We start from the raw sequence: 20,121 nt of genomic DNA, 5'->3' as shown, positions 1-20,121 counted from the left end.
ACACGTGGCGGAGGGTCAACTCTCCGACTGCAGCGGCGTCAGCAGGCGATAGCCGGTTCCGGCCTGATGGAAGGATCCGTCGGCGATGGCGTCGTTGCCCTCCGACTCATCCTTCGCCCAAGGCGCCGGTTGGCGCGGACCGGGGATGTAGGCGACCCATTTTCCATGCGTGCCCTCCTCGGTTGCCTCCGAATTGATGGCGAAAGTGACTGGAACACGGACTGTCCAAGGACCGTCCATGTCGTCACCCGTCGTCGGCGGTGCGAACGTCCAGCGCCGGGCCGCAGCGATGGCCGTCGACGCAAACTCCTTCCTCGCAGCCGTCATCGTCATGGCATCGGAGACGAACCGCAGGTTCACCTGCTCCGCGACCGCATCGGCAACACTGCCGTCGGGGCCGATCTTCAGCATCAGATAGGCCGTCCCGGTTGCGCCCATGTGGAGCGCGGCCCGCGGATACCGCGGGGGTGTCATCTTGATCGAAGAGACACGGTCGCCTTCATGTTCGCCGCGCTCGCCAAACGTGGCCGAAGCCAGCCTGACCGCGAGGCCGCCGTCTTCCATCGGGGTGCCGAGCAACCGCAGTGTCATGCGCGCACGCGCGGGGACGGGTTTGCCGTCTACAACGACAGGCTCGAAGCGCCAGCCGCTGATGGCTTGCTGGATGATGTTGACGGCGTAGGGAGGAATTTTCTCCGCGCGGTCAATCGTGTGCCTGGACACCGAACCATCCGTCTCGATGTCGAGGTCACCGGTAACGAGCATCGAAACTTCGAACCCGGCGACGCTCTTTCGGGCGCCCTGCGCGGGGGCCCATATTGCGGACAAGGCCAGCATGGTGGCCAGAACGAAACGGAACATTCCCTGTACTCCCCTTGCGCCATTGCACGGCACGGTATCGTCGGGTCCGCGCTGGCGCAATGGCGAGCAGCGGCAGGTCAAGCGGTGCGGTCCTCCGCGTCGTCCGGCTTTGCCTGTTGGGCGACGCGCGCCAGCGTGGCCGGCGTGATGTCCCACTGCTCCGGCGCGTCGTACTCGAACTCGACCGTCATGCGGCCGCCGTCGCGCCACAGGCGCAGGACGCAGGCGCCCCAGGGCGCCTTGCCGGGCACACGGGTGGCATCGCGCAGGTCGTCGAAGGCGGGGCCGAGCGCGTCGCCGCCCGGCGTGGCGGCCTGGTGGCTGCCGTCGGCGGCATAGCGGAAGCCGGTGATGCGGCGCGCGATCGCACCGTCGCCGTAGCGCACGATGAGTGCGTAGCCGTGCCAGAGGCCGTCGGAGACCGCCGGGTCGGCGACCAGCAGCCGGCCGATGCGGGCGATCAGTTCATTGCGGTCCGCGGGGGCTGCGTGCATGCGGGGCAGTCTGCCGTCAGGCATTGGCCCTGTCGATGATGCCGGGCATCTGCTTCGCGGCGATGGCGTCGAACGACTGGCCGTCGGCGTTGGCGAATGCGATCAGCGCGGGGTCGTAGACCACGGTGCCGGTGGCCGGATCGATGACTTCGTAGTCGACGTGCACTTCTTCCGGGCGATGCCCGCCGTTGCGCACCAGGTCGATGTCGATCCGCACCTCCATGCCGGTGCCCAGCCAGTCGCTCCACTCCTGTTCCATCTTCGCGTAGGCACCGCGGTTGAACAGGCCGAACTGCGGGAACATGTTGACCTCGCCGTGGCCGTTGGCGAAGCGGTAGGCGAACACGTGGCCGACGTCGTCGGGCGTGCCCTTCATGTCGTTGTCGGTGCGGAAACGACTCTGCGCGCTGGTCTCGATGCGGTCGGAGTCGCGGCCCTTGCTGGATGGCTCCCAGGTCAGCACCGCCTCGGCACCGGTGGGCCGGCCCTCGGCATCGAGCGACCAGGTGATGTCGTTCACTTCGCCCGATCCGGCTTCGGTGACCGTGCCACGCACTTCGCCCGGCGCCACGTCCTCGGCCAGGACCACGGTGCTGCCGGGCACCTGGCCGGTGAGCAGCATGCGGGTGTACTCGGCACGGTCGGCGCCGGCCGGGTCCGACAGCATCGTGGTGTGGCGGGTGAAGTCCTGGCGGTCGAGCGCGTCGGAGCCGGGGCCACCGTCGCGCGGCGCGTCGAACAGCTGCTCGGAGCCGGTCATCACCCGCAGCTGGCCCTTCTCGGTCATCTCCAGCGACAGCCGCAGGTCGTCGATGGAGGCGAGGCCATTGGCATCGGCCAGGTTGCGGAAGGCAGGCTCGAGCGCGGTGCCGGCGTAATCGGCGCCATGCACCTCGATGCGAGCACGCGGCGGAATGGTGGCCGGGTCGAAGGGGTTGAGTGCCTGCATCGCCGCGGGCGTGGCGTCGGCGTTGCGCAGGCTGGCCTCGTAGCGCAGCGGCACGCCGGTGGTGGCGCCGTCCGGGCCGCGCACGGTCATGTCGCCGTCGGCGCTGTAGGTGGTGCTGTGCTGGCCGGTCTTCTCGTCGCTGATGCGCACGCTGCCGGCATCGAGGTCGAAGCTGACTTCGCCCGGTGCCGCATCGAGCAGGGCCGGATCGAGCGTCGCCGGCTTTCCGCCCTGGGCGCCGGACAGGAATGCTTCCAGGCCGCGCCAGGGCTGCGGCGGCGGCATGGGAACCAGCAGGTGATGGGTTTCAAGCGACATGGCGTGCTGCGCAGGCGGTGGCGTCCACCGTCGCGACGACGTTACGCGGCGCGGGCCGGCGCCACCATTGGGGAAAACCCCTGCGTTCGATGCCCGTCGGAGGACAGCGCGCGGCGCGCGATCAGCCGACGTTGCGGCCGCGCGCCAGCAGCAGCTCGCGCAGTTCGGCCTTGTCCACGGCGTCCAGGCCTTCCTCGCGCTGCTTGGCCTGCAGCTCGTCGGTGCGCTGCAGCAGCGTCTGGCGGTCGAGCTGGGCGATCACGTCGAGGAACTCGAGGTGCCAGCCGGCCTCGTCGCCGGGCAGGGTCTGGCTGGCGAGTTTCTGCAGCGCCGCCGCTTCCTCGCGGCCTTCGAACTGCGCGAGCAGGGCGCCGGTGCCGATGTCCGGGCGCGCGCTGACGATCGCGATCAGTTCGGTCAGCAGCGGCACGCCGGGCTGGCGCAGCGCCACGAAGCGGTACGGCGGGCTGATGTCGAGCGCCAGCGCCGGCTTCTGCAGCAGGAGCGCGATGGCGCTGCGCACCAGGCTGCGGCGCGGCGCGGTGCTGGCCGGCGCGCGGTGCGCGCGCTGGGTGGGCACGTGCACGTGCGGCGCACTGCTGCGCGCCCCCACGCCGGTGAGTTCGGTCAGGCGCTGCTGCATCAGGTCGGCGAACGCGCCGTCGGGCAGCTGCGCCAGCATCGGCTTGGCGCGTTCGGCCAGCCGCGCCTTGCCGTCCAGCGTGGCGAGGTTGATGCCGTCCTCGGCCAGGCTGTCGAACAGGAACTGCGACAGCGGCGTGGCGTCCGCCAGCCGTGCGTCGAACCCCGCCGCGCCCTCGTTGCGCACGATGGTGTCCGGATCCTCGCCGTCGGGCAGGAACAGGAAGAACGCCTGGCGGCCGTCCTTCATCCGCGGCAGCACCGACTCCATCGCGCGCGTGGCGGCGCGTCGGCCGGCGGCGTCGCCGTCGAAACAGAAGTAGACGTCGGGCGCGTTGCGGAACAGCAGCTCGGCATGGTCGGGCGTGGTGGCCGTGCCCAGCGTGGCCACCGCCTGGCTGATGCCGTGCTGGAACAGCGCCACCACGTCCATGTAGCCCTCGACCACGATCAGCCGCGCGATCTTCTGGTTGGCCTGGCGCACCTGCCACAGGCCGTACAGTTCGCGGCCCTTGTGGAACAGCGGCGTCTCCGGCGAGTTCAGGTACTTCGGCGAGTCGTCGGCCTTCAGCACGCGGCCGCCGAACGCGATCACCCGGCCGCGGCGGTCGTGGATCGGGAACATCACCCGGTCGCGGAACTTGTCGTAGCTGTGGCCGCGCTCGTTCTTCGACAGCAGGCCGGCGCGCTCGAGCAGCGACAGCCGCCGCGGGTCGCTGCCCAGCGCGTCCTTCAGCGCCGAGAAGCCGGCCGGTGCATGGCCGATCGCGAACTGCTCGCGCACCTCGGCATCCACGCCGCGGCGGTCGAGGTAGGCGCTGGCCTCGGCGTTGCCGGCCAGTTCGCCGCGGAAGAAGCGCGCGGCCTCGTCGAGGATCGCGAACAGGTCGCGGGTGTCGGGGTTCTCGTTGTGCTGGCGGGTTTCGCGCGGGATCTCGATGCCGGCGCGGCGCGCCAGTTCGTCCACCGCGTCGAGGAACTCGAGGCGGTCGTAGTTCATCAGGAACGAGATCGCGGTGCCGTGCGCGCCGCAGCCGAAGCAGTGGTAGAACTGCTTGGTCGGCGACACCGTGAACGATGGCGAGCGCTCGTCGTGGAACGGACAGCGCGCGGAATATTCCCGGCCCTGGCGCTTCAGCGGCACGCGCGCGGCGATCACCTCGACGATGTCCGTCCGGGCGAGCAGGTCGTCGATGAAAGCGTCTGAAAGGCGTGCCATGGCTCCCGCCATGATCGCACGCGCGTCGCTAGCCGGCCGTGCGTTCCGGCTGGCGCGCGCCAGCCGCCGCGCTGGTGGATGGCAGCTCCGCCACGGGTGGCAGGCCACGCCGCGCCGCGCGCTCATCCAGGCGCCGCTGCACGTCGCCGAAGCGCCAGCGCTCGTCGATCACCGCGGTGATCATCGCGCCGACGAAGAACACCACCGCCGCGTAGTACAGCCACACCAGCAGCACCACGAGCGTGCCCATTGAGCCGTAGGCGCTGCCCGGCGCCGCCTCGGCGATGTACAGGCCGATGCCCCAGCGGCCCAGCACGAACAGCACCGCGGTCAGCAGCCCGCCCAGCAGCGCCTGGCGCCAGCGCACGCGGCGGTCGGGCAGGTAGTGGTACATCAGCGCGAACGCGAACGCGTACAGCGCCAAAGCCGCCAGGTTGCCGAGCACGGGCAGGGTGGGCGAGCCGCCGAAGGCGATCTCCAGCACCGTGGTCAGCGCCGCCGACACCAGCAGCAGGAAGCCGAGCGCCATCACCACGCCGAACGAGAACACGCGCTTGCGCAGCCACGCGCGCAGCCCGCCACGCAGCTTGTCGCCGGCGGTGTGGAAGATCGCGTTGAGCGTGCCCTGCAGGCGGGCGAACACCGCGGTGGCGCCAAACAGCAGCAGCAGCGTGCTCCACATGCCGGCCAGCGATCCGACATCGGGCTCGGTGCGCGCGTTCTCGAGCACGGTACTGGCGACCTCGCCGGCGCCGCTGCCGGCGATGCCCTGGATCTGCACGAGCAGCGCGTTCTGCGCCGCCGGATACAGCGACGCGGTCAGCCACAGCAGCAGCACCAGCAGCGGCGCCAGCGACAGCAGCGCGAAGAACGTCAGCGACGCCGCGTGGGTGAGGATGTCGATCTCGACGAAGCGCTGCGCGATGGCGTAGGGCAGCGATTGCTGCAGGCGCTCGAAACGGGATTTGAGGCGTGACGTGATGAATCGGGGCATGGCGCCAGCATAGGCAGGCGCCGTGCACGCGATGTCGCCGTGGCCGGCGACCGCGGTGTGGCTCAGCCGGCCAGGCGGCCCTTGAGCAGCGCCGAGACCTGGCCCATGTCGGCCTTGCCGGCCAGGCGCGGCTTGAGCAGGCCCATCACCTTGCCCATGTCGGCCGGGCCCGCGGCGCCGGATTCGGAAATGGCGGCGTCGATCTCGAAGATCACCTCGGCCTCGCCCAGCTTCTCCGGCAGGTAGCGCTGGATCACCTCGATCTCGGCGCGTTCGATGGCGGCCAGGTCCTCGCGGCTGGCGGCTTCGAACTGCGACACCGAGTCCTTGCGCTGCTTGAGCATCTTCTCGAGCGTGGCGAGCACGCTGGCGTCGTCGAGCTCGACGCGCTCGTCGACCTCGCGCTGCTTGATCGCGGCGAGCATCAGGCGGATCACGCCCAGGTTGGCCTTGTCGCCGGCCTTCATGGCCGTCTTCATGTCGTCGGTGAGGCGCTGCTTGAGGCTCATCGTTGGTTTCTCCGGTTCGGGGAACACGTGAAGCCGGCTACGCTTGCGCGTGCCGGCTTCAGTGGTGCCGCAGTCGGTCGCCGGGCGCGTGACGCGCCGGCAGGACCGGGCTCAGTACAGGCGCTGGCGCTTGGTGACGTCGCGCGAGGTACGGCGCGACTGGCGCTTCACGGCAGCCGCGGCCTTGCGCTTGCGTTCCTGCGTCGGCTTCTCGTAGAACTCGCGCTTGCGGGTCTCGGCAAGCACGCCGGCCTTTTCGCAGGTGCGCTTGAAGCGGCGGAGGGCAAACTCGAAAGGCTCGTTTTCGCGGACTTTGACGCTGGGCATATGGGATCTCTGGGATGTCTGAACACCGGATTCCGTCCGGCGAGCCGCGTATGATAGCGGCAAGGTTCGGGTGCACGCAAATGGCCCCGGCCAGGAGCCCGCAAGCCCATGAAAGTCCTCGGAATCGAAACCAGCTGCGACGAAACCGGCGTGGCCGTGTACGACACGGCGCGGGCGGGATCGGCCGGGCTGCTCGCCCACGCCGTCTACAGCCAGATCGCCCTGCACGCCGAGTATGGCGGGGTGGTGCCGGAGCTGGCCAGCCGCGACCACGTGCGCAAGCTGCTGCCGCTGGTGCGCCAGACCCTCGCCGAGGCCGGCCTGGGCGTGGGCGACCTCGACGGCGTGGCCTACACGGCCGGTCCCGGCCTGGTCGGCGCGCTGCTGGTCGGCGCCGGGGTGGCGCGTTCACTCGCCTGGGCGCTCGAGCTCCCGGCGGTCGGCGTGCACCACATGGAAGGCCACCTGCTGGCGCCCTTGATGGAAGACGACCCCCCGGCGCCCCCGTTCGTGGCCCTGCTGGTGTCCGGCGGCCATACCCAGCTGGTCGCGGTGGAGGCGATCGGGGAGTACCGCCTGCTCGGCGAGACCCTGGACGACGCCGCCGGCGAGGCCTTCGACAAGACCGCCAAGCTGATGGGCCTGCCGTATCCCGGTGGGCCGGAGCTGGCGCGGCTGGCCGAGCAGGGCACGCCGGGGAGGTTCCGCTTCTCGCGGCCGATGACCGACCGGCCCGGGCTGGATTTCAGTTTCAGCGGCCTGAAGACGCAGGTGATGCTGGCCTGGCGCAACAGCGACCAGAGCGACGCCACCCGCGCCGACATCGCGCGCGGTTTCGAGGACGCGGTGGTCGATACGCTGGCCATCAAGTGCGAACGCGCGCTGGATGACGCCGGCTGCGACGTGCTGGTGGTGGCGGGCGGCGTGGGCGCCAACAAGCGCCTGCGCGCGCGCCTGCAGGCCATGGCAGCGAAGCGCGGCGGCCGTGCCTGCTATCCGCGCCCCGAGCTGTGCACCGACAACGGCGCGATGATCGCCTTCGCCGGCGCGCTGCGCCTCGAGGCCGGGCAGCGCGAGCCCGCCGCCGTGCACGTCGTGCCGCGCTGGGACATGGCCGGGCTGCCTGCCCTGTGAGTGCCGCCATGGACAAGGTGTTCATCGAGGGCCTCGAGATCGAGGCGCTGATCGGCATCTACGACTGGGAGCGGCGGATCCGCCAGACGCTGGTGTTCGACCTGGAGATGGGCTTCGACAACCGCGTGCCCGCCGCCAGCGACGACATCGCCGACACGCTCAACTACAAGGCGGTGAGCGTGCGCCTGGTGGAGTACGTCTCGCAGTCCGGCTTCGGCCTGGTGGAGACGCTGGCCGAGCGCTGCGCGGAAATCGTGCTCGAAGAGTTCAAGGTCGACTGGCTACGCTTGAAGCTCAGCAAGCCGGGCGCGGTGCGCGGTGCGCGCGCGGTGGGCGTGTGCATCGAGCGCACGCGCGGCTGATTTCCCCCGCAACCGGATCCGACATGCAAGACATGCTGCAGGCGCTGCAGGACGCGCTGTCCCCCTGGCCCTGGGCCTACACGCTGGTGATGCTGGCCGCGCTGCTGTTGCTGGCATGGCTGGCCAACCTGGTCACGAAGAAGGTGCTGCTGCGCGGCGTGCGGCGCGTGCTGGGCATGCTGCCCGCGGTACGCGGCGATGCCGCCAGTCCGGGCATCCGCCTGCGCGTCGTGCCGCGGCTGGCCAACGTGGTGCCTGCGCTGGTGATCGCCGCCGGCGTCACGCTGGTGCCGGGCCTGCCGGTCGAGATCGCGCTGTTCGTGCGCAACCTGTGCAACGTGTTCATCGTGTTCACCGTGGTGCTGGCCATCGGCCACGCGTTCGACCACGCCAACGAGATCTACGAGCGCCGACCCGACGCGCGCGACAAGCCCATCAAGGGCTACCTGCAGGTCGCCAAGATCGTGCTGTTCGCGCTTGCGGTGCTGTCGGCCATCGCCATCCTCGCCGGGGTCAAGCTGCTGCACGTGCTGACCGGCCTGGGCGCGGCCAGCGCGGTGCTGATGCTGATCTTCCAGGACACCATCCTGTCGTTCGCCGCCAGCCTGCAGATCAGCGGCGACGGCCGGGTGCGCATCGGCGACTGGATCGAGATGCCCAGCCAGAATGCCGACGGCGATGTCATCGACATCGCCCTGCACACGGTCACCGTGCAGAACTTCGACAAGACCATCACCACCATCCCGACCAAGAAGCTGATCAGCGACTCGTTCAAGAACTGGCGCGGAATGAGCGAGTCCGGCGGGCGCCGCATCAAGCGCGCGATCTACCTGGACCAGCACAGCACGCGCTTCCTGGAACCGGACGAGGTGGCGCGCTTCCGCCGCTTCCGCCTGCTGGATGCCTATCTCGACGGCAAGTCCAGCGAGATCCGCGACTGGAACGACAAGCTGGCCGGCCACGGCGCCGAGCCGGTCAACCGCCGCCGCGTCACCAACCTCGGCACGTTCCGCGCCTACGTCGACCAGTACCTGCGCAACCACCCGGGCGTGCACCAGGAGATGTCGCTGATGGTGCGCCAGCTGCAGCCGACCGATGCCGGCCTGCCGCTGGAGATCTACTGCTTCAGCAACGACGTGCGCTGGGCGGTCTACGAAGGCATCCAGGCCGACATCTTCGACCACCTGCTGGCGATCCTCCCGGAGTTCGGCCTGCGCGTGTTCCAGGCGCACAGCGATGCGCCGGTCGACGTGCGCCTGCATGCCGCGCCGCCACCCGTCGCGGACGAACGCGCATGAGCCGCGCCTGCCTGAGCCTGGGCAGCAACGTCGATCCCGAGCGTCACGTCGCGCTTGCGTTCGCGGCGCTGCGCGCGCGCTTCGGCGACATCCTCGCCTCGGCGGCCTACCGCACGCCGGCGATCGGCTTCGACGGCCCCGATTTTGTCAACGCCGCGGCCGTGATCGACTCCGACCTCGACGTGCACGCGCTCAACCTCTGGCTGCATGCGCTCGAGGATGCCCACGGCCGCGACCGCAGCGGCCCGCGCTACGGCAACCGCACGCTCGACATCGACATCGTGCTGTTCGACGACCTGGTGTGCAGCGGGCCCGGCAACCTGCGCCTCCCGCGCGGCGAACTGCGCCATGCGTTCGTGCTGCGGCCGCTGGCGGAGATCGCGCCGGAGGTCGTGGAGCCGGTGTCGCGGCGGACGCTGGCGGCGCTGTGGGCGGAGTCGCCGGAGCGCGGCGTGGCAATGCACGCGGTGGCGCTGCCGGCATTGCAGGCTGCGGCCGGGGATGGTCACACTCCGCCGGCTGCCGCGGTCTAGCAGCACATGGCGTTCGACGCCGCGGCCGCCGGCCGCGGTCGGCGCCGGTAGCGGAGGATGGGGCGATGTTCGAGAAGGTTTCGCGCAGCTGGGAGATGGTGAAGGCAAGCGCGGCAGTGCTGCGCTCCGACAAGGAGCTCATGCTGTTCCCGATCCTGTCCGGCCTGGCCACGCTGGTGGTGCTGGCGACGTTCCTGGTGCCTGCGCTCGCGCTGCGCATGTTCAGCGGCGGCTTCGGCATCGGCGCGGTCATTGGCGGCTTCGCCTTCTACTTCTGCATGTACAGCGTGGTGATCTTCTTCAACTGCGCGCTGGTCGGCGCGGCGATGATCCGCCTCGACGGCGGCGATCCGACGCTGGCCGACGGCTTCGCGGCGGCGCGCGGCCGGCTGGGCGCGATCTTCGGCTACGCGGCGATCGCCGCGACCGTCGGCGTGCTGCTGCAGGGCATGAAGAACCAGGAGAACAATTTCCTGGTGCGGCTGCTCGGCAGCGGCCTGGGCGCGGCGTGGACCTTGGCCGCGTTCCTGGTGGTGCCGGTGCTGGTCAGCCGCGATGTCGGCCCGATCGACGCGCTCAAGGACAGCCTGGCGCTGCTCAAGCGCACCTGGGGCGAGAACGCCGTGGGCCAGGTCGGCATCGGTGCCGCGTTCGGGCTGCTGACCACCGGTGCCGTGCTGCTGTCGGTGGGGCTGGTGGTGCTGGCCGCGCAGGCGTCGGTGGTGCTCGCCGTGGCGGTGGGCGTGATCTGCGCGGTCGGCGTGATCGTGCTGGGGATCTACCAGGCCGCGTTGACCGGCATCTATTCCGCGGTGCTGTACCGCTATGCGGTGGCGCACGAAACGCCGGCCGCCTTCCAGGGCACGCAGCTGGCCACGGTGTTCGCGCCGAAGCGCTGAACGCCGGGCGCGGCCGCCGCTCAGTCCTCGAGCAGGCGGCCGCCGTCCAGGCGCAGCACCTGGCCGGTGGTGTAGCCGGCATGGGCGATCAGCCAGTGCACCGCCTCGGCGACTTCTTCCGGGGTGCCGGTGCGCGCCAGCGGCGTGCGAGCCAGCAGCGCGCGCTGGCGCACGGTGTCGGGTTCGCCGTCATCGGGCCACAGGATCGCGCCGGGGGCGATCGCGTTCACGCGGACCTTCGGCGCGAGCTCCAGCGCCAATGCACGGGTCGCCATCACCAGCGCCGCCTTTGCCATCGAATACACCGCGTGGCCGCGCAGCGGGCGCTCGGCGTACACGTCGACCATGTTGACGATCGCGCCACCGCGCAAGGCCAGGTGCGGGGCCGCGGCCTGGGCCAGGAAGAACGGCGCGCGCGCGTTGGATGCGAACAGCTCGTCCCACTGCGCCGGCGTGGTGCTGCCGACCGCGGTGGGGCTGAACGCGGAGGCGTTGTTGATCAGCGCGTCCAGGCGGCCGAAGCGCCCGATGGTGCGCGCCACCAGTTCCGGCAGGCGATCGAACTCGGCCAGATCGGCCTGCAGCAGCAGCACGCTGTCGGGGCGCGCGGTTTCAAGCTCGGCGGCCAGCGCGCGCGCATCGTCGCCGGAACTGCGCCAGTGCAGCGCGAGGTCATGGCCGTCGGCATGCAGGCGGCGCGCGATGGCCGCGCCGAGGCGGCGCGCGGCGCCGGTGACGAGGGCGACGGGGCGTTGTCCGGCCATGCAAGGCTCCGGGCGGCGGGGTGACCACGATAGCGCGTTGCGCACGGTGCGCCTTCAGCTGGCGCTGTCCCTCGGGCGCGGACAGTTCCGTATCCTGTGCATGTCCGCAGCGGAATCCCCCATGCCCATCCCCCCGCCAGACCCCGATGCGCAGGCGCACAGCGATCGCCTGCGCGCTGCCATCCACGCCGACATCGCCGCATCGGGCGGTGCCGTGCCGTTTTCGCGCTTCATGGAGCTGGCGCTGTACGCGCCCGGCCTGGGCTACTACAGCGCCGGCAGCACCAAGTTCGGCCGCGCCGGCGATTTCGTCACCGCGCCGGAGCTCGGCCCGCTGTTCGCCGAATGCGTGATCGAGGCGCTGGCGCCGGTGCTGCGCCAGCTGGGCGAAGGCGCCGACTTCGTCGAAATCGGCGGCGGCAGCGGCGCGTTCGCCGAGGTCGCGCTCGGCCACCTCGCCGCGCTGGACGCGTTGCCCGCGCGCTACGCGATCCTCGAGCCCAGCGCCGACCTGCGCGAGCGCCAGCGCACGCGCCTGCAGCAGCGCCTCCCGGCAGACCTGTTCGCGCGCGTGGAATGGCTGGACCGTCCGCGCGAGGAGTCGTGGCAGGGCGTGCTGTTCGCCAACGAGGTGATCGACGCGCTGCCCACGCCGCGCTTCGTGATCCGCAACGGCGAGGTCATGGAAGAAGGCGTGGCCAGCGCATCCGATGGCGGTTTTCGCCTGGTCGAAGTGCCGGCCGATGCGTTGATGACCGCGGCAGTGCGCCACGTCGAGCACCAGCGCGGCGACGGCGCGTTCCGCGATGGCTACCGCTCCGAACTGCTGCCGCAGCTGCCGTACTGGATCCAGGCGGTGATGGGCGCCATGCAGGCCGGCGCCATGCTGTTCATCGACTACGGCCACCCGCGTCGCGAGTACTACGCCGACAACCGCCCCGACGGCACGCTGCGCGCGTTCTATCGCCACCACGTGGTGCAGGACGTGTTCGCGCGCGTCGGCCTGCAGGACATCACCGCCTCGGTGGATTTCACCGCGCTGGCCGAGGCCGGCACCGGCGCCGGCTTCGAGTTCGCGGGCTACTGCTCGCAGGCGGCGTTCCTGCTTGGCAACGGTCTTGAGCAGCGCCTGGCCGCGCACGAAGCGAATGCACCCAGCGACCGTGCGCGCTTCTCGCTGCGCCAGCAGGTGCAGCAGCTGACCATGCCCGGCGCGATGGGCGAGCGCTTCCAGGCGATGGGCTTCGAACACGGCGTGGCGTTCGAGGCCGCGTTCCTGGCCGGCGACCTGAGCTTCCGCCTGTGAGCCGGATCCGTTTCGGACGTTCGCTCAAGCCGCTGGCCCATCCGCTGGCGTGGACCACGCTGTGGTGCCTGGCGATTGCGGTGGTGGTGGTGTTCTCGCTGCTGCCTGCGGCGGACCTGCCGGACGCGCCGGGCAGCGACAAGCTGCACCACTTCATCGCCTATTTCGCACTCGCTGCCAGCGCCGTGCAGCTGTTCGCGCGCTGGCCGGCGCTGTTCGGCGCGGGCCTCGGGCTGGTGCTGCTCGGCATCGGCCTCGAGCACGGCCAGGAAGTGCTGACCGGCACCCGCATCGCCGACCGCTGGGACGCGCTGGCCAACACGCTGGGCGTGATGGCCGGCCTGCTGACGCGCCTCACGCCGATGAAGGACGTGCTGCTGCGCTGGGACACGCGCGGGCGCGCGAACGCCTGACGGCGCGCGTCAGGCCTTGGCGCGCAGCGTGCGCGCCGCGGTGATCGCCGCGATCCGCGCTTCGCGGAGCGCCGCGCCGAAGGCCGGGCCATCAAGGTCCTTGGCCGCCACGTGGGCGCCGGTGATCGCGGCCGCCGCATCGCGCAGCCGCACCAGCTCCGCGGCCTGCGGATAGGCGTCCTCCGCCGCGCCACCGCGGCCGCGCTTGTCGGCTTCGCACACGGTCGCCAGGCGGCGGATGCGGTCGGGCTTGCGGAAGCCGTCGCAGCGCGCCAGCAGGTCGTGCACGGTGGGGTCGCGCAGCTCCGCCAGGCGGTGCACGTTGAGGTGCTCGCGGCAGGCGATCAGTGCCAGGTCGCGGTGAGCGGCCGGCACGCGCAGGTGCGCACACAGCGTGCGCACCGGCTCGAGGCCGCGCTGTTCGTGCATCACGTGCGCCGGGAGCTTGGCCTCGGGCGTGAGCGCCTTGCCCAGGTCGTGCACCAGCGCGGCAAAGCCCACTTCGTCGTCGCCCGGCGCCAGCCGCGCGGCCATGTCGCAGACCATCTCGACGTGCACGCCGGTGTCGATCTCGGGGTGGTATTCGGCGCGCTGCGGCACGCCGTACAGCGCGTCGACTTCGGGCAGCACCGCGGCCAGTGCGCCGCAGTCGCGCAATGTGCGCAGGAACGCCGACGGCGTGGCGGAGCGCAGCGCGCGCGTCAGTTCCTGCCAGACCCGTTCGGGCACCAGCTCCGCCAGCTCGCCGCCAGCCACCATGTCGCGCATCAGCGCCATGGTGTCGTCGGCGATGCGGAAGCCGAGCGACGCGAAGCGCGCCATGAAGCGCGCCGCGCGCAGCACGCGCAGCGGATCCTCGGCGAATGCGGGGCCCACGTGGCGCAGCACGCGCGCGGCAATGTCGCGCTGCCCGCCATACGGATCCACCAGTCGGCCATCGGTGCCTTCGGCGATCGCATTGATGCTGAAGTCGCGGCGGCCGAGGTCCTCCTCCAGCGTCACCGAAGGATGCGCGTCCACCACGAAGCCGCGGTGCCCGCGCGCGGACTTGCGCTCGGTGCGCGCCAGCGCGTGCTCCTCGCCGGTGCGCGGGTGCAGGAACACCGGGAAATCACGGCCCACGGCCTTGAAGCCGGCCGCGAGCATCGCGTCGGGCGTGGAGCCCACCACGACGAAGTCACGGTCACCCGGCGGCAGGCCGAGCAGCCGGTCACGCACCGCACCGCCGACCAGCCAGGTCTCCATCAGGCCGCGGGGCAGGCGAACGGCTTGCGCGCGCCGCCGCTGCGGCCATGCATGCGGTCGCTGACCGCGACCGCCTTGCCGTCCAGGCGCCAGTCGTAGATCACGCTGAAGGCGAGCACGCGCGCCACGTAGTCGCGGGTTTCCTTGTAGGTGATCGTCTCGATCCAGAAGTCCGCGTCCATGCCCGGGCGCTGCGACTGCCAGCGCGCGGTGGGTGTGGGTCCGGCGTTGTAGGCGGCGATCGCCACGTACGGCAGCGCGTACTTGTCCTTCATCTCGCGCAGGTAGACGGTGCCGATGCGGATGTTGGTGGCCGGGTCGTACAGGCTCTCCGCACCGGACCAGGGCATGCCGAGGCGCGCGGCCACGCTTGCCGCGGTCTCCGGCAGGACCTGCATCAGGCCGCGCGCGTTGGCGCCGGAACGCGCCTTGGGATTGAACACACTCTCCGCGCGGATCTCCGCCGCCACCCACGCGGCGTCGAGGTTGTTGCGCGCGGACTCGGCGCGGATCAGCGCGTCGTGGTGCAGCGGGAAGCGCAGCGCGTACAGGCGCAGTTCGTCCGGCTTGCGCTCGCCGCCGGCGTTGACCAGGCCGAACACGCCGCGGTCGAACCAGCCGTTGTCCTGCGCAATCTCCACCGCGAGCCGGCGCTGGTCGTCATTGAAGCCCGCCAGTGCGGCGCGCCATTCGCGCTCCGCCCACGCCGCGCGTTCGATGCGGTACAGCGCCATCGCGCGACGCAGCGACGGGTTGGCGGCGACGGCCGCCTTCGCCGCCGGCGTGGACGCGTGCTCGAGCGGACACAACGCATACGGAAGCTTGCCGCGGTCGGCGGCCAGGAAGCCGTGGAATTCAGGCGTGCGCGCGGCGGCGGCATACAGCGGCTGCGCGCCGGCGCGGTCGCCGGTGAGTTCGCGCAGGCGCGCGGCGAAGTAGCTCCAGCGCGAGTCCTGGCGCTGCGCGTCGCCCATGCGCGCGATGCCCGCCAACGCGGCACGCCAGTCCGAACGCGCCATCGCCTCTCGCACGCGCCATTCGTGCAGGCGTGCGTCGTACGCGGCCTCGGGCACCGCGGCCAGGCGGCGCGTCGCGCCCGGGTCGTACGAGGCCACGGTCCACAGCGCGATCTCGTACAGCACGCGGTTGCGTTCCGCATCGCCGAAGGCCAGCGCACGCGCGACGCGCGGCAGCAGCGCTTCGGCCGCGCCGGGGTCGGTCTTGGCAAGCCGCGCCAGTCCGTGCGATGCCACCAGCCGGCTGCGCGCGGTCGGCTGCCACGCCAGTGCGCGGTCACCGGCCTTGTCGAGGTAGGCGGCGTAGGCCTCGGCCAGCGCGCGTTCGTCGCCGGCGAATCCGCGCGCCGCGGCGCGCACCACGCCCGGCTGGCCGGCGGCGATGGCCTTGTCGATGCGCTCCCAGCGCAGCGCCGGCGCCAGCCCGCCGCTGCGTTCCAGCGCGGCAATCGGCGCATCGCAGGCGTCGGGCAGCGACTTCTCCGCGCCGCGCCACAGCGCCTGCACCTCGCTCGTCCACTTCGCGTCCACGGCACCGGTCTGCGCGCGTGCCTCGAGTTCGTGGCAGCGCAACGCGGTCGACGCGATGCGCGGCGACCACGCCGCACGGAATCCGGACCAGTCGCCGCGCTTGGCCAGCGATGCAAGCCATGCCTCGCGGAACGCCAGCTCCACCGGCTGTCCGGCCTGGCGCTGGACGAACGCCTGCGCCTGCGTGGCCGGCAGCGTGTCGATGTCGCGGCGCAGGCGTGCGTAGTCGATCCAGCCCTGCAGCGGATGGTCGTTGCGCAGCGCGGGCGTAGGCGCGGGCAGGCCGATTTCGGCCGCGGAGAGCGCGCGCCGTGCGAGGTCGTCATCGGGCTGCGCCTGGGCGCACGCGGTGGTCGCTGCCACCAGCAAAAGCGCGGCGACCAGTACGATGGGCGTCTTGTTGTCTGGCATGGCGGGACTATAGCGGATGGTTTCTGTACGACTCTTGGCGTCGCGCGCGTGATCGAGGGCCTGTGGATCTTCCCGTTGCTGGGCATCGTGGCCGGCGTCATGGCCGGCCTGCTGGGTATCGGCGGTGGCCTGGTGCTGGTCGCCGCGCTGGCCTGGCTGCTGCCCTTGCAGGGCGTCCCGGCGGACCTCGCGATGCATGCGGCGCTTGCGAGTTCGATGGCCAGCATCGTGATGACGTCGCTGTCGTCGGCGTACTCGCACCATCGCCGTGGCGGCGTGCTGTGGCCGACCGTGTACTGGATGGTGCCCGGGCTGCTGATCGGTGGCTGGCTCGGCAGCCGCTTCGCCGTCAGCCTGGAGGGCGACGTGCTGCGCTGGATCGTGGCGGGGTACTGCCTGCTGGCCGGCGCGCAGATGGCCTTTGGCCGCGCCCGCGGCGACGATGCCGGCGCAGCAGGCGTGGTGCCGAGGGGGCCGGCCATGACCACCGCGGGGCTCGGCATCGGCGCGCTGTCGGCGGTGGTCGGCATCGGTGGCGGCAGCATGACCGTGCCGCTGCTGGTCTGGCGCGGCGTGCGCGCGGTGCGCGCGGTGGGCACCTCGTCGGCCTGCGGGTTCGCCATCGCCGTCGGCAGCGCGCTGGGCTATGCGCTGAATGCGCCGCAGGGTGCCGCGTTGCCGCAGGGCGCGGTGGGCTATGTGTACCTGCCGGCGGCAATCGGCGTAGCGCTGACCTCGATCATCGCGGCACCGTTCGGCACGCGCATCGCGCACGCCATCAGCGGGCCGGCGCTGCGGCGGATCTTCGCGGCGTTCCTGGTGGCCGTGGGCCTCAGCCTGGTGCTGTAGGCAGCCGCAGCCCGGGTAAACCCCAGGGGACTTGCGGCGGTTTTACGTTTTGTTTACAAGAGGCCGTCGAACGGCCGGGGGGCAACGTCGGCACTATCCCTCCGAGGAGAGTTCCATGGCCATGCCTGCCCCGCGTACGCTTTCGGTTGCGATCCAGTCAGCGCTGCTGCTGTTTGCCATCCCCGGCCTCGTCCTCGCGCAGGACGCGCGGGACCCGGCCACCACCCTCGACACCGTCACCGTCACCGGCTCGCGCATCAAGCAGGCCGAGCTGGAGACGCATGTTCCGGTGCAGGTCCTGACCCGCGAGGACATCGATCGCAGCGGCTACAAGTCGGTGTCCGACATCGTGCAGAACCTGAGCGCCAGCGGCGCCGGGCTCAATACCAAGTTCAATTCCAGCGGCAACTTCGGCTTCCCGCCCGATGGCGGCGGCGTCGGTGCGGGTGCGGCCACGGTCGACCTGCGCCATCTCGGCCCCAAGCGCGTGCTGGTGCTGGTGGACGGCATCCGCTGGGTCAATGAATCGTCCGGCTCGGGCGTGGGCTCGGCGGTGGACCTCAACACCATTCCGCTGGCACTGGTGGACCGGATCGAAGTGCTGGAAGACGGCGCTTCATCGATCTACGGCTCGGACGCGATCGCCGGCGTGGTCAACATCATCACCCGCCGTGGCGCCGAAGGCGGCAGCGTCGAAGTGCACTACGGCACACGCGACCATTACGGCGGCGACACCTGGGGCGCCGACGTGTCGTTCGGCGGCGCCAGCGAGCGCCTGCAGTGGTTCCTTGGCGCCTCGTACTTCCGCCAGGACGAGATCGCCTCGTCCGAATACGGCCCGGCCAGCCTGCCGGTGCCAGGGACGGGTCTCTCCAACGGCAGCTCGGCCACGCCGCAGGGCCGCTTCGTGTTCCAAGACCCGAACACCGGCGCGAACTACAGCATCACGCCCAACACCGGCATCACCGACCCGGTGTTCGACCCCACGCAGACCGGTTGCGTGCGCACCGACGACTACCACTGCTTCACCACCGCCGACCGCTTCAACTTCGCGCCCTACAACCTGCTGCTGACGCCGTCGGAGCGCAAGACCGTATTCGGCCAGGCGCGCTTCGAGTTCACGCCTGAAATCAGCGGCTACGTGCGCGCGCTGTACAACGAACGCACGTCCGCCAACCAGGCCGCGCCCGAGCCGCTGTTCCTCGGCACCGACGCGGGCGTCTACAACGACTTCGCCGAACGCACGCTGGTTATTTCCGCGCTCAATCCGTACAACCCCTTCGGGTTCGACCTGACCACGGTGGGCGAGGACGCCAACCTGTTCCTGCTCGGCCGCCGGCCGGTGGAGGGCGGGCCGCGTCGCTACGAGCAGGATGTCGAGACCTGGTACGTGGCCACGGGGCTTGAAGGCACGTTCAACGTAGGCGCACGCGCCTGGAACTGGGATGTGAACCTGGTGCGCAGCGAGAGCCAGGCCGACCAGACCAACACCGGCAGCTACAACCTGCGGCGCATCAACGAAGCGCTGGGCGATCCCGCGGCCTGCGCCGCGATCAGCGGCTGCGTGCCGCTCAACATCTTCGGCGGCGAAGGCACGATCACCCCGGCCATGCTGGCCTTCATCCAGCCGGTGGTGCGCGACCGCAGCGAGAACACGCTGAGCCTCGCTTCGGCCAACGTCACCGGCGCGCTGCTGGACATGCCCGCCGGCCCGCTGGCGTTCGCGGCGGGCTACGAATACCGCAAGTACGAAGGCAGCTACCAGCCCGACCCGATCACCGTCGCCGGCGAATACAACGGCGTGCCGTCGGGCGCCACGTCGGGCGACTACAACGTCAACGAGGTTTATCTCGAATTCGCCGTGCCGCTGATGAAGGACACCGCGTTCGGCAAGTCGCTCGACCTGAGCATCGCCGGCCGCTATTCCGACTACTCGACCTTCGGCGGCGAGAGCACCGGCAAGCTCGGGCTGCGCTGGCAGCTGGTCGATGAGCTGGTGTTCCGTGGTTCGTTCGCGCAGGGCTTCCGCGCGCCGTCGATCGGCGAGCTCTACGGCACGCTGTCGCGCTTCGACGCCACCCTGGTCGATCCCTGCTCCGGTGCCGCCAATGCCGTCACGCCGGAATGCGTGGCGCAGGGCGTGCCGGCGGACTACGAGCAAACCAACCCGCAGATCTCGGTGGTGACCTCGGGCAACGCCGCCCTGCAGCCGGAAACCAGCCGCAGCGTGATGCTGGGCGCGGTGTGGAGCCCGTCGCTGGCGGCCAATACCACGTGGTCGGAACGCCTGGACCTTGGCGTGACCTTCTACAAGCACACCATCGAGGACGCCATCCAGGCGCCGGACGCGCAGTCCATCCTCGAGCGCTGCGTGTTCGAGGTCGATCCCGTCGCCTGCGCCTCATACGAGCGCAGCGCGCGCGGCCAGATCGTGCGCTTCGACGACATCCTCGACAACCTCGGCACCATCAAGACCGACGGCTGGGATTTCAGCGTCGGCTGGCTGCTGCCGGAGCAGGGCTGGGGCCAGCTGCGCTTCGACGCCAAGGCCACGAAGGTGGGGCACTACGAGCTGGTCAACGAGTCCGGCCAGGCCGAGCCGCGCGCACCCGGCGTCGAACTCAACAACAGCGCCATCCCCGAGTGGACGTCCAGCCTGACCAGCGAATGGAGCCGCGGGCCGTGGGCGGCGACATGGGCGATGCGCTACATCAGCGAGCTGACGGAATCCTGCGGCGGCGCCAACGGGTTCCCGATCTGCGACGACAGCGACAACGACATCAACCACCTCAGCGCCACCACCTACCACGACCTGCAGCTGTCGTGGAACAGCGACGCCTGGCTGCGCGGCATGCGCGTGGTGCTCGGCGTCAACAACGTCACCGACAAGGACCCGCCGATCTGCCTGAGCTGCTCGCTCAACGGCTATGACGCGGCCACTTACGACTTGCCGGGGCGGTTCTGGTACGCGCGCCTGGGCGTGGACTTCTGATGCGGCAGGGCCAGCCGGCATGCGTGCCGGCTGGCCCGCTGTCCTTCAGCACCCG

Annotated in this window: 19 protein-coding genes; 9 read left to right on the top strand and 10 right to left on the bottom strand. The window is 70.7% G+C overall.

The features are described 5' to 3' along the window. Nucleotides 1–15 precede the first annotated feature (15 nt). The 7 genes from JHB91_RS08845 to rpsU form a co-directional block, all read right to left on the bottom strand. Nucleotides 16–861, bottom strand: a complete 846-nt coding sequence (locus JHB91_RS08845) for a TonB family protein (RefSeq protein ID WP_199472451.1) — start codon at nt 859–861, stop codon at nt 16–18. Between the two features lie 77 nt (nt 862–938). Further along, entirely contained in the window at nt 939–1,355 is a 417-nt protein-coding gene (locus tag JHB91_RS08840) for a hypothetical protein (protein ID WP_199472450.1), read from the bottom strand. Nucleotides 1,356–1,371: 16 nt separating this feature from the next. Next, complete coding sequence (locus JHB91_RS08835) at nt 1,372–2,622, bottom strand: DNA/RNA non-specific endonuclease (RefSeq protein WP_199472449.1); 1,251 nt, start codon at nt 2,620–2,622, stop codon at nt 1,372–1,374. 121 nt (nt 2,623–2,743) lie between these two features. Beyond that, nucleotides 2,744–4,483, bottom strand: a complete 1,740-nt coding sequence (dnaG, locus tag JHB91_RS08830; protein WP_199374720.1) for a DNA primase — start codon at nt 4,481–4,483, stop codon at nt 2,744–2,746. Nucleotides 4,484–4,511: 28 nt separating this feature from the next. Next, a complete protein-coding gene (locus JHB91_RS08825; protein ID WP_199472448.1) occupies nt 4,512–5,477 on the bottom strand; it encodes a YihY/virulence factor BrkB family protein in 966 nt (321 codons plus the stop codon). A 62-nt stretch (nt 5,478–5,539) separates the two neighbouring features. Beyond that, complete coding sequence (locus tag JHB91_RS08820; RefSeq protein ID WP_199374724.1) at nt 5,540–5,986, bottom strand: GatB/YqeY domain-containing protein; 447 nt, start codon at nt 5,984–5,986, stop codon at nt 5,540–5,542. 111 nt (nt 5,987–6,097) lie between these two features. Next, entirely contained in the window at nt 6,098–6,313 is a 216-nt protein-coding gene (gene rpsU, locus JHB91_RS08815) for a 30S ribosomal protein S21 (RefSeq protein ID WP_182823286.1), read from the bottom strand. 108 nt (nt 6,314–6,421) lie between these two features. Between rpsU and tsaD the strand changes: the two genes are divergently transcribed. The 5 genes from tsaD to JHB91_RS08790 all read left to right on the top strand — a co-directional run bounded on the left by tsaD (nt 6,422) and on the right by JHB91_RS08790 (nt 10,539). After that, nucleotides 6,422–7,447: a tRNA (adenosine(37)-N6)-threonylcarbamoyltransferase complex transferase subunit TsaD gene (gene tsaD / locus JHB91_RS08810; RefSeq protein ID WP_199472447.1), complete on the top strand. Its 1,026-nt coding sequence runs from the start codon at nt 6,422–6,424 to the stop codon at nt 7,445–7,447. A gap of 8 nt (nt 7,448–7,455) precedes the next feature. After that, complete coding sequence (folB, locus tag JHB91_RS08805; protein WP_199374726.1) at nt 7,456–7,809, top strand: dihydroneopterin aldolase; 354 nt, start codon at nt 7,456–7,458, stop codon at nt 7,807–7,809. Between the two features lie 23 nt (nt 7,810–7,832). Continuing rightward, a complete protein-coding gene (locus tag JHB91_RS08800) occupies nt 7,833–9,107 on the top strand; it encodes a mechanosensitive ion channel domain-containing protein (RefSeq protein ID WP_199472446.1) in 1,275 nt (424 codons plus the stop codon). Then, on the top strand, nt 9,104–9,640 hold the full coding sequence (folK, locus tag JHB91_RS08795; protein ID WP_199472445.1) for a 2-amino-4-hydroxy-6-hydroxymethyldihydropteridine diphosphokinase: 537 nt from the start codon (nt 9,104–9,106) through the stop codon (nt 9,638–9,640). Before JHB91_RS08800 ends, folK begins: the two co-directional genes overlap by 4 nt. Nucleotides 9,641–9,705: 65 nt before the next feature. After that, on the top strand, nt 9,706–10,539 hold the full coding sequence (locus tag JHB91_RS08790; RefSeq protein WP_199472444.1) for a DUF6159 family protein: 834 nt from the start codon (nt 9,706–9,708) through the stop codon (nt 10,537–10,539). 20 nt (nt 10,540–10,559) lie between these two features. Here the strand turns inward: JHB91_RS08790 and JHB91_RS08785 are convergent, their stop codons facing one another. Beyond that, on the bottom strand, nt 10,560–11,303 hold the full coding sequence (locus JHB91_RS08785) for a pteridine reductase (RefSeq protein WP_199472443.1): 744 nt from the start codon (nt 11,301–11,303) through the stop codon (nt 10,560–10,562). Between the two features lie 58 nt (nt 11,304–11,361). Here JHB91_RS08785 and JHB91_RS08780 point away from each other — a divergent pair, with 58 nt between their 5' ends. Both JHB91_RS08780 and JHB91_RS08775 read left to right on the top strand, forming a co-directional pair. Continuing rightward, nucleotides 11,362–12,609, top strand: a complete 1,248-nt coding sequence (locus JHB91_RS08780; protein ID WP_199472708.1) for an SAM-dependent methyltransferase — start codon at nt 11,362–11,364, stop codon at nt 12,607–12,609. A gap of 5 nt (nt 12,610–12,614) precedes the next feature. After that, nucleotides 12,615–13,022 (top strand): VanZ family protein, encoded by a 408-nt coding sequence (locus tag JHB91_RS08775; RefSeq protein ID WP_199375134.1) that lies wholly within the window; start codon nt 12,615–12,617, stop codon nt 13,020–13,022. A 9-nt stretch (nt 13,023–13,031) separates the two neighbouring features. On the opposite strand, the gene JHB91_RS08770 is transcribed toward JHB91_RS08775, so the two are convergent. Next, nucleotides 13,032–14,267, bottom strand: coding sequence for a multifunctional CCA addition/repair protein (locus JHB91_RS08770; RefSeq protein WP_199472442.1), 1,236 nt, complete (start codon nt 14,265–14,267; stop codon nt 13,032–13,034). After that, nucleotides 14,267–16,225 carry a lytic transglycosylase domain-containing protein gene (locus tag JHB91_RS08765; RefSeq protein ID WP_199472441.1) on the bottom strand — a complete coding sequence of 653 codons (1,959 nt, stop codon included), beginning with the start codon at nt 16,223–16,225 and terminating at the stop codon, nt 14,267–14,269. Before JHB91_RS08765 ends, JHB91_RS08770 begins: the two co-directional genes overlap by 1 nt. 48 nt (nt 16,226–16,273) lie before the next feature. On the opposite strand from JHB91_RS08765, the gene JHB91_RS08760 reads away from it, so the two are divergent. Together JHB91_RS08760 and JHB91_RS08755 are read left to right on the top strand one after the other, a co-directional pair. Continuing rightward, nucleotides 16,274–17,074 carry a sulfite exporter TauE/SafE family protein gene (locus JHB91_RS08760; RefSeq protein WP_343225074.1) on the top strand — a complete coding sequence of 267 codons (801 nt, stop codon included), beginning with the start codon at nt 16,274–16,276 and terminating at the stop codon, nt 17,072–17,074. A 115-nt stretch (nt 17,075–17,189) separates the two neighbouring features. After that, nucleotides 17,190–20,066 (top strand): TonB-dependent receptor, encoded by a 2,877-nt coding sequence (locus JHB91_RS08755; protein ID WP_199472440.1) that lies wholly within the window; start codon nt 17,190–17,192, stop codon nt 20,064–20,066. Nucleotides 20,067–20,121: the final 55 nt, after the last annotated feature.

Source organism: Luteimonas sp. MC1828, assembly GCF_016461615.1.
Taxonomy (GTDB): Bacteria; Pseudomonadota; Gammaproteobacteria; order Xanthomonadales; family Xanthomonadaceae; genus Luteimonas.
The sequence above is the reverse complement of the archived record's forward strand: the minus strand, read 5'-3'. Positions and strand labels throughout refer to the sequence as shown.

What these genes read in the sequence shown, in the direction of transcription:
- JHB91_RS08845 (WP_199472451.1), bottom strand. Translation starts at nt 861, where the DNA reads ATGTTCCGTTTCGTTCTGGCCACCATGCTGGCCTTGTCCGCAATATGG.
- JHB91_RS08840 (WP_199472450.1), bottom strand. Translation starts at nt 1,355, where the DNA reads ATGCACGCAGCCCCCGCGGACCGCAATGAACTGATCGCCCGCATCGGC.
- JHB91_RS08835 (WP_199472449.1), bottom strand. Translation starts at nt 2,622, where the DNA reads ATGTCGCTTGAAACCCATCACCTGCTGGTTCCCATGCCGCCGCCGCAG.
- dnaG (WP_199374720.1), bottom strand. Translation starts at nt 4,483, where the DNA reads ATGGCACGCCTTTCAGACGCTTTCATCGACGACCTGCTCGCCCGGACG.
- JHB91_RS08825 (WP_199472448.1), bottom strand. Translation starts at nt 5,477, where the DNA reads ATGCCCCGATTCATCACGTCACGCCTCAAATCCCGTTTCGAGCGCCTG.
- JHB91_RS08820 (WP_199374724.1), bottom strand. Translation starts at nt 5,986, where the DNA reads ATGAGCCTCAAGCAGCGCCTCACCGACGACATGAAGACGGCCATGAAG.
- rpsU (WP_182823286.1), bottom strand. Translation starts at nt 6,313, where the DNA reads ATGCCCAGCGTCAAAGTCCGCGAAAACGAGCCTTTCGAGTTTGCCCTC.
- tsaD (WP_199472447.1), top strand. Translation starts at nt 6,422, where the DNA reads ATGAAAGTCCTCGGAATCGAAACCAGCTGCGACGAAACCGGCGTGGCC.
- folB (WP_199374726.1), top strand. Translation starts at nt 7,456, where the DNA reads ATGGACAAGGTGTTCATCGAGGGCCTCGAGATCGAGGCGCTGATCGGC.
- JHB91_RS08800 (WP_199472446.1), top strand. Translation starts at nt 7,833, where the DNA reads ATGCAAGACATGCTGCAGGCGCTGCAGGACGCGCTGTCCCCCTGGCCC.
- folK (WP_199472445.1), top strand. Translation starts at nt 9,104, where the DNA reads ATGAGCCGCGCCTGCCTGAGCCTGGGCAGCAACGTCGATCCCGAGCGT.
- JHB91_RS08790 (WP_199472444.1), top strand. Translation starts at nt 9,706, where the DNA reads ATGTTCGAGAAGGTTTCGCGCAGCTGGGAGATGGTGAAGGCAAGCGCG.
- JHB91_RS08785 (WP_199472443.1), bottom strand. Translation starts at nt 11,303, where the DNA reads ATGGCCGGACAACGCCCCGTCGCCCTCGTCACCGGCGCCGCGCGCCGC.
- JHB91_RS08770 (WP_199472442.1), bottom strand. Translation starts at nt 14,267, where the DNA reads ATGGAGACCTGGCTGGTCGGCGGTGCGGTGCGTGACCGGCTGCTCGGC.
- JHB91_RS08765 (WP_199472441.1), bottom strand. Translation starts at nt 16,225, where the DNA reads ATGCCAGACAACAAGACGCCCATCGTACTGGTCGCCGCGCTTTTGCTG.
- JHB91_RS08755 (WP_199472440.1), top strand. Translation starts at nt 17,190, where the DNA reads ATGGCCATGCCTGCCCCGCGTACGCTTTCGGTTGCGATCCAGTCAGCG.